At 72.4% G+C, this 8,586-nt stretch carries 6 protein-coding genes; all 6 read left to right on the top strand.

Annotation, left to right across the window (positions count from 1 at the left end; translation table 11 throughout):
- Nucleotides 1-149 precede the first annotated feature (149 nt).
- Nucleotides 150-953: a TIGR03084 family metal-binding protein gene (locus UO65_RS18480; protein WP_035284263.1), complete on the top strand. Its 804-nt coding sequence runs from the start codon at nt 150-152 to the stop codon at nt 951-953.
- On the top strand, nt 950-2,620 hold the full coding sequence (locus tag UO65_RS18475; RefSeq protein ID WP_035284261.1) for an acyclic terpene utilization AtuA family protein: 1,671 nt from the start codon (nt 950-952) through the stop codon (nt 2,618-2,620). Before UO65_RS18480 ends, UO65_RS18475 begins: the two co-directional genes overlap by 4 nt.
- Nucleotides 2,611-3,762 (top strand): acyl-CoA dehydrogenase family protein, encoded by a 1,152-nt coding sequence (locus tag UO65_RS18470; protein WP_035284274.1) that lies wholly within the window; start codon nt 2,611-2,613, stop codon nt 3,760-3,762. Before UO65_RS18475 ends, UO65_RS18470 begins: the two co-directional genes overlap by 10 nt.
- A gap of 88 nt (nt 3,763-3,850) precedes the next feature.
- Nucleotides 3,851-5,449, top strand: a complete 1,599-nt coding sequence (locus UO65_RS18465; RefSeq protein ID WP_200873397.1) for an acyl-CoA carboxylase subunit beta — start codon at nt 3,851-3,853, stop codon at nt 5,447-5,449.
- Between the two features lie 5 nt (nt 5,450-5,454).
- On the top strand, nt 5,455-7,422 hold the full coding sequence (locus tag UO65_RS18460; protein ID WP_035284260.1) for an acetyl/propionyl/methylcrotonyl-CoA carboxylase subunit alpha: 1,968 nt from the start codon (nt 5,455-5,457) through the stop codon (nt 7,420-7,422).
- Nucleotides 7,419-8,576 (top strand): acyl-CoA dehydrogenase family protein, encoded by a 1,158-nt coding sequence (locus UO65_RS18455; protein WP_035284259.1) that lies wholly within the window; start codon nt 7,419-7,421, stop codon nt 8,574-8,576. The genes UO65_RS18460 and UO65_RS18455 overlap by 4 nt, the downstream gene beginning before the upstream one ends.
- Nucleotides 8,577-8,586: the final 10 nt, after the last annotated feature.

The raw sequence follows: 8,586 nt of genomic DNA, 5'->3' as shown, positions 1-8,586 counted from the left end.
CGACCGGGCTTTGAAACCACGGCACGGCTGAGCAGATCCACCCGGGCACGCCCAACAAACGACCGGGCTCTAGAAGCCGACACCCCCACCCCAAAAACAATCAAGCATGAATGCTTGATAATCCCCTCCCCCCGTGCCACGGTGAACCCGTGGTCGACCTCAGCTCCCTCCTCGCAGACCTCCGCGCCGAAGGCGACGAACTGGACTCCTGGCTCGCGGACCTCCCCGAACCGGCCTGGCGCACCCCCACCCCGGCCCCCGGCTGGACCGTCGCCCACCAGGTCGCGCACCTGGCCTGGACCGACGAGCGCGCCCTCCTCGCCACCACCGACGCTGCCGCCTTCCAAGCCGAGATCGTCGAAGCGCTCACAAGCGACCCAGACCCCCAGCGCTTCGTCGACCAGGGCGCCGAGGACGGCGCCCGGCGATCCCCGGGGGACCTCCTCCACCACTGGCGCGAACGCCGCGCAGCCCTCCACGACGCCCTCGCCGCCACCTCCGACGGCGTCAAGCTCCCCTGGTACGGCCCGCCCATGAGCCCGGCCTCCATGGCGACCGCCCGCCTGATGGAGACCTGGGCGCACAGCAACGACGTGGCCGATGCCCTGGAGATCCGCAAACCGACCACCGACCGCATCCGGCACGTCGCCCACCTGGGAGTCCGCACCCGCGACTTCGCCTACCTGGTCCGGCAGAAGCCCGTCCCCACCGCTCCTTTCCGAGTCGAGCTGACCTCCCCGAGCGGTGAGCTGTGGACCTGGGGTCCGGACGACGCGACAGCCACGGTCACCGGCCCCGCCCTCGACTTCTGCCTCCTCGTGACCCAACGCGTCCACCGGGCCGACACCGCCCTCGAAGCCACCGGCGAGGCCGAGGACTGGCTCGGCATCGCCCAAGCCTTCGCGGGTCCACCCGGTGACGGCAGGCCCCGGCAGGAAGGAAAAGCCCGGTGATCCGCATCGGCAACGCCTCCGGCTTCTACGGCGACCGCCTCAGCGCCGTCCGCGAAATGCTCACCGGCGGCGACCTCGACGTCCTGACCGGCGACTACCTGGCCGAGCTGACCATGCTCATCCTCGGCCGCCAGCGCCTCAAGGACCCCGCGGGCGGCTACGCCAAGACCTTCCTCCGCCAGTTGGAGGACTCCCTCGGCACCGCCGTTGAGCGCCGGGTCAAGATCGTCTCGAACGCGGGTGGCCTCAACCCGGCCGGTCTCGCCGACGCGGTCCGCGCCCTGGCCGCGCGGCTCGGCCTCGACATCACCGTCGCCCACGTCGAGGGCGACGACCTGCTGCCGCGCGCCGCCGAACTCGGCCTCGACGGCGCGCTGACCGCCAACGCCTACCTGGGTGCCTGGGGCATCGCCGAGTGCCTGAACGCCGGGGCGGACGTCGTCGTCACCGGCCGCGTCACCGACGCCTCCCTGGTCGTCGGCCCCGCCGCGGCCCACCACGGCTGGGCGCCCGGTGACCTCGACCGGCTCGCGGGCGCCACCGTCGCCGGGCACGTCATCGAGTGCGGCACCCAGGCGACCGGGGGCAACTTCTCCTTCTTCACCGAACTCGGCGACCTGGGCCATGCCGGTTTCCCCATCGCCGAGATCGCCGAGGACGGGTCCGCGGTCATCACCAAGCACCCGGGCACCGGGGGAGCGGTCACCGTCGAGACCGTCACCGCGCAACTGCTCTACGAGATCCAGGGGCCGGACTACCTGGGGCCGGACGTCACGACCCGGTTCGACACGATCACCCTGGCCGCCGACGGCCCGGACCGCGTGCGCATCAGCGGTGTGCAGGGTTCGCCGCCGCCGGAGACGGTCAAGGTCTGCGTCAACACCCTCGACGGCTTCCGCAACAGCGCGACCTTCGTGCTCTGCGGCCTCGACGTCGAGGCCAAGGCCGCCCTGGCCCGCCGCCAGCTCGAAACCGCCGTCGGCGCGGAGGGCCTGCACTGGACCCTCGCCCGCACCGACCACCCCGACGCGGACACCGAAGAGACCGCAAGCGCTTTCCTGCACGCCACCATCCGCACGCCGGACCCCAAGCGCGCCAAGGCGTTCTCCCGCGCGACGGTGGAACTCGCCCTCGCCAGTTACCCCGGTTTCACCCTCACCGCCCCGCCTGCCGACGGAACCCCGGTGGGCATCTACCGCGCGGACCACGTGGACCGGTCCGAGGTGACAGCGGTGGCGGTCGTCGCCGGGGAGCGCAAGACCATCCCCTGGGGCGAAGCCACGAGGGTCGAACCGCGGTCCATCGACTACCCCGCCTCGACGGCCGAGTACGGCCCCACCCGCGCGGTCCCGCTGGGCCGCGTCATCGGCGCGCGCTCCGGCGACAAGGGCGGGGACGCCAACCTCGGGGTGTGGGTGCGCAAGCCCGAGGCCTTCGCCTGGCTGCTCGGTGAGCTGACCACCGACCGCCTCCGGGAACTCCTCCCGGAGACCCGGGACCTCGACGTCGAGCGCCACCCCTTCCCCAACCTGAACGCGGTGAACTTCCTCGTGCGCGGGGTCCTCGGCCAGGGCGTCGCCGCCTCGACGCGGTTCGACCCGCAGGCCAAGGCGCTCGGCGAGTGGTTGCGGTCCCGCGTCGTCGACGTCCCGGAGGCATTCCTGTGAACCCGTTCGACACCGCTGAACGCCGCGAGCTGCGGGCGACCGTGCGCGGCTTCATGACCAGCGAGGTGCTGCCGCACCTCGACGAGTGGGAACGCGCGGGCGAACTGCCCCGGTCGCTGCACAGGTCCGCCGCCGCGCTCGGCCTGCTCGGCATCGCCTTCCCGGAGGCGGTCGGCGGCGAGGGCGGGTCGCTGGTCGACGCCATGGTCGTGGTCGAGGAGATGCACTACGCAGGCGCGTCCGGCGGGCTCATCGCGTCCCTGTTGACCTGCGGGATCGCCGTTCCGCACCTGGCCGCCGCCGCCGATCCGGACCAGGTCGGGCGCTGGGTGCGACCGACGCTGGCGGGTGACCTGATCGGGTCGCTGGCGATCACCGAGCCCGATGGCGGTTCCGACGTGGCGGGCATCCGCACCACCGCGGTCCGCGACGGTGACCACTTCGTCGTCAACGGCGCCAAGACCTACATCACCTCCGGCGTGCGGGCCGACTTCGTGACCACGGCGGTGCGGACCGGCGGTCCGGGCGCGCACGGGGTGTCGCTGCTGGTGGTGGAGAAGGGCACGCCGGGGTTCACGGTCAGCCGCAAGCTGGAGAAGATGGGCTGGCACTGCTCAGACACCGCCGAGCTGTCCTACGTGGACTGCCGGGTGCCGGTGTCGAACCTGGTGGGCGCGGAGAACACCGGGTTCGTCCAGATCGCGCAGAACTTCGTGGCCGAGCGGCTGACCCTCGCCGTGCAGGCGTACGCGACGGCCCAGCGGGCGCTGGACCTGTCGCTGGAGTGGTGCAGGCTCCGCTCGACGTTCGGCAGGCCGCTGATCTCCCGCCAGGCCGTGCAGAACACTCTGACGGAGATGGCCCGCCGCGTCGACGTGTCGCGGGTCTACGCCCGCGACGTGGCCCTGCGGCACCTGGCGGGCGAGGACGTCATCGCCGAGGTCTGCTTCGCCAAGAACACCGCCGTGGAAGCGGGGGAGTGGGTCGTCCGCGAGGCGGTGCAGCTCTTCGGCGGGCTCGGCTACATGCGCGAGTCCGAGGTGGAGCGGCACTACCGCGACATCCGAATCCTCGGCATCGGCGGCGGGACCGACGAGATCATGACCATGCTGGCGGGCAGACGACTGGGGTTCACGCAATGACCCGATCGGGGGATGTGGACAACTTTTTGACGGTTTCCGGCGCCCGGCGGATCGTATTCCCGGACACCACGAGCGAAGGAGGTGCGCGATGACGGTGCTGAGGTCCGGTGTGGACACCACGGCCACCGAGTTCGCGGCCAACCGCGAGGCGATGCTGGCGAAGCTGGCCGACCTCGACGCCGAGCACGCCAAGGCGGTGGCGGGCGGCGGCGAGAAGTACGTCAGCAGGCACCGCGCCCGCGGCAAGCTCCTGGCCAGGGAGCGGGTCGAGCTGCTGCTCGACCCGGACTCGCCGTTCCTGGAGCTGTCGCCGCTGGCCGCCTGGGGCACCGACTACCAGGTCGGCGGCAGCCTGGTCACCGGCATCGGGGTGGTCGAGGGCGTCGAGTGCCTGGTCAACGCCAGCGACCCCACGGTCAAGGGCGGCGCGATCAACCCGTGGGGGATGCGCAAGGGCTTCCGCGCGGCCGACATCGCCGCGCAGAACGGGCTGCCGACGGTCAACCTGGTCGAGTCCGGCGGCGCCGACCTGCCCACCCAGAAGGAGATCTTCATCCCCGGCGGCCGAACCTTCCGCGACCTCACCCGGTCCTCCGCGGCCGGGGTTCCCACGGTGGCGCTGGTGTTCGGCAACTCCACCGCGGGTGGCGCGTACCTGCCGGGCATGTCCGACCACGTGGTGATGGTCAAGGACCGGGCGAAGGTGTTCCTCGGCGGGCCGCCGCTGGTCAAGATGGCCACCGGCGAGGAGTCCGACGACGAATCGCTCGGCGGCGCGGAGATGCACGCCCGCGTGTCCGGCCTCGCCGACTACCTCGCCGTCGACGAGCGCGACGCCATCCGGCTCGGGCGGCGGATCGTCGCCCGGCTCAACTGGCGCAAGCGGGGGCCCGCGCCCGCCGCCGACTACGCCGAGCCCGAGCACGACCCGGAGGACCTGCTGGGCATCGTGCCCACCGACCTCAAGGTCCCGTTCGACCCGCGCGAGGTCATCGCCAGGGTGGTCGACGGGTCGGACTTCGACGAGTTCAAGCCGCTCTACGGCAGCAGCCTGGTCACCGGGTGGGCCCAGGTGCACGGGTACCCGGTGGGCATCCTGGCCAACGCCCGCGGCGTGCTGTTCTCCGAGGAGTCGCAGAAGGCCACCCAGTTCATCCAGTTGGCCAACCAGACCAACACCCCGCTGCTGTTCCTGCACAACACCACCGGCTACATGGTCGGCAAGGAGTACGAGCAGGGCGGCATCATCAAGCACGGCGCCATGATGATCAACGCGGTGTCGAACTCGAAGGTCCCGCACATCTCCGTGCTGATGGGCTCCTCCTACGGCGCGGGCCACTACGGCATGTGCGGTCGCGCCTACGACCCCCGGTTCCTGTTCGCCTGGCCCAGCGCCAAGTCCGCGGTCATGGGGCCGCAGCAACTGGCCGGGGTGCTGTCGATCGTCATGCGCCAGGGCGCCGAAGCGCGCGGCCAGGCCTACAACGAGGAGCACGACGCCGCCATGCGCGCCATGGTCGAGAACCAGATCGAGGCCGAGTCCCTGCCGACGTTCCTGTCCGGGATGCTCTACGACGACGGCATCATCGACCCGCGCGACACCCGGACCGTCCTCGGCATCGCCCTGTCCGCCGTCCACACCACCACCGTCGAGGGCGCCGACTCCTTCGGCGTCTTCCGGATGTGAGCCCGATGATCACCAGCCTGCTCGTGGCCAACCGCGGCGAGATCGCCCGCCGGGTCTTCCGCACCGCCCGCGACCTCGGCATCGCCACCGTCGCGGTCCACTCCGACGCCGACGCGGACTCCCCGCACGTGCGGGAGGCCGACGCGGCCGTCCGGCTCCCCGGCTCCAGCCCGGCCGAGACCTACCTGCGGCCGGACCTGCTCATCCGGGCCGCGCTCGACGCCGGGGCCGACGCCGTGCACCCCGGCTACGGCTTCCTGTCCGAGAACGCCGAGTTCGCCAGGGCCGTCCTGGCGGCGGGCCTGACCTGGGTCGGACCGCCGGTCGAGGCCATCGAGCGGATGGGCTCCAAGATCGAGTCCAAGCTGCTGATGGCCGAGGCGGGCGTACCGACCCTCACCGACGTCGCCGAGCCCACCGAGGCCGACCTGCCGCTGCTGGTCAAGGCCTCCGCGGGCGGCGGCGGGCGGGGGATGCGGGTAGTGCGGCGGCTCGCCGACCTCGACGGCGAACTGGCCGCGGCCCGGTCCGAGGCCGCGTCCGCGTTCGGCGACCCGACCGTGTTCGTCGAGCCCTACCTGGAGACCGGGCACCACATCGAGGTCCAGGTCATGGCCGACCGGCACGGCACGGTGTGGGCGGTGGGCGAGCGCGAGTGCTCCATCCAGCGCCGCCACCAGAAGGTCGTCGAGGAGGCGCCGTCACCGCTGGTGGAGCGCACGCCGGGGATGCGCGAGCGGCTGTTCGACGCCGCCCGCAAGGCCGCGGGCGCCATCGGCTACGAGGGCGCGGGAACCGTTGAATTCCTCGCCGACGACGCCGGTCGCTTCTACTTCCTGGAGATGAACACCCGCCTGCAGGTCGAGCACCCGGTCACCGAGTGCGTCACCGGCCTGGACCTGGTGGCCCTGCAACTGTCCGTCGCGGAGGGCGCGCCGCTCGCGGCTGACCCGCCGGAGTCCGCCGGGCACGCCATCGAGGTCCGGCTCTACGCCGAGGACCCGGCGCTGGACTGGCGGCCGCAGAGCGGGACCCTGCACCACTTCGCCGTCCCCGGCGTCACCGCGCACTTCACCGCCGCGGGCGAGCGCGGGCTGCGCCTCGACTCCGGTGTGGAGTCGGGCTCGGTGGTCGGGGTGCACTACGACCCGATGCTGGCCAAGGTCATCGCCTGGGCACCCGACCGCACCGCCGCCGCCCGCGCGCTCGCCGGCGCCCTGGCCGGGTCCCGGGTGCACGGCGTGCACACCAACCGCGACCTGCTGGTGCGGGTGCTGCGCCACCCGGCCTTCCTGGCGGGCGAGACCGACACCGCGTTCTTCGACCGGCACGGCCTGGGCGCGCTGTCCGAACCGCTGGCGGACAAGGACACCGAGGCGCTGTCCGCCCTCGCCGCCGCGCTGGCCGACGCCGAGGCGAACCGGGCCGCCGCCCGGGTGCTCGGCCGCGTGCCCGGTGGCTGGCGCAACGTGGTGTCACAGCCGCAGGTCAAGGTGTACACGGGGGTCACCGGCGAGCACGAGGTGCGCTACCGGGTCGGCCGCGCCGGGCTGGCCGCCGACGGGTTCACCGGCGTGCGGCTGGTGTCCGCCACCGCCCGGGCGGTCGAGCTTGAGGTGGCCGGGGTCCGGCGGCGGTTCGAGGTGACCGCGGTCGGCGGCTCGGTGTGGGTCGACTCCGCGCTGGGACCGGTCGCGCTCACCGCGGTCGACCGGTTCCCCGACCCGGCCGACCAGGTCGCCGCGGGGTCGCTGCTGGCCCCGATGCCCGGCACCGTCGTGCGGGTCGCGGTCAGCGCCGGGGATTCCGTCACGGCCGGGCAGCCGCTGCTGTGGCTGGAAGCGATGAAGATGGAACACCGGATCGACGCCCCCACCGACGGGGTCGTCGCCGAGCTGCCGGTGTCCGCCGGGGACCAGGTCGACGTCGGCCGCGTGCTCGCGGTCGTCCGCACTGCCGAGGAGGGGTCATGAGCTTCACCGAGTCCGAGGAACGCCAGGCGCTGCGCAAGGCGGTCGCCGAACTGGGCCGCAAGTACGGCCACGAGTACACGCTCAAGGCGGCGCGCTCCGGCGGCCACACCACCGAACTGTGGAACGAGGCGGGCGAGCTGGGCTACCTCGGGGTCAGCGTGCCCGAGGAGTTCGGCGGCGGGGGCGGGGGCATCGGCGACCTCGCCGCGGTCTGCGAGGAACTCGGCGCCACCGGCACCGGTCTGTTGCAGATGGTCGTCTCACCCGCCATCTGCGCGACGATCATCGCCCGCTTCGGCACCCCGGAGCAGAAGTCGCGCTGGCTGCCCGGCTTCGCCGACGGCACCCTGCGGATGGCCTTCGCCATCACCGAGCCCGACGCCGGGTCCAACGCCCACCGGCTCACCACCACCGCCCGCCGCGTCGGCGACGGCTGGGTGCTCAACGGCCGCAAGGTCTACATCTCCTGCGTGGACGAGTCGCAGTCGGTGATGGTGGTCGGCCGCACCGAGGACGCCAAGACGGGCAAGCTCAAGCCCGCCCTGTTCGTCGTGCCCACCGACGCCCCCGGCTTCGAGTTCCAGCGCATCGAGATGGACGTCATCGCCCCCGACAGCCAGTTCCAGGTCTTCATCGACGACGTCCACCTCCCCGCCGAGGCCCTGGTCGGCTCCGAGGACGCGGCACTCATGCAACTCTTCGCGGGCCTCAACCCCGAACGCATCATGGCCTCCGCCTACGCCGTCGGCATGGGCCGCTTCGCCCTGGACAAGGCCGTCGAGTACGCCAAGACCCGCACCGTGTGGAAGGAACCCATCGGCGCCCACCAGGCCGTGGCGCACCCCCTGGCCAAGGCGAAGGTCGAACTGGAACTGGCCAAGCTGATGACCCAGAAGGCCGCCGCCCTCTACGACTCCGGCGACGACATGGCCGCGGGCGAGGCCGCCAACATGGCCAAGTACGCGGCGGGCGAGGCCGTGGTCAACGCCGTGGACGCCGCCGTCCAGACCCACGGCGGCAACGGCCTGGCCAGCGAGTACGGCCTGGGCGCCCTGGTGGCGGCCTCCCGGCTGACCCGCATCGCACCGGTCAGCCGCGAGATGATCCTCAACTTCGTCGCCCAGTTCTCCCTGGGCCTGCCCAAGTCCTACTAGGAGCGCCGCG

Origin of the sequence: Actinokineospora spheciospongiae (assembly GCF_000564855.1) — a bacterium.
Taxonomy (GTDB): Bacteria; Actinomycetota; Actinomycetes; order Mycobacteriales; family Pseudonocardiaceae; genus Actinokineospora; species Actinokineospora spheciospongiae.
Note: the sequence above shows the minus strand (reverse complement) of the source record. Positions and strands in the feature narration are given on the sequence as shown.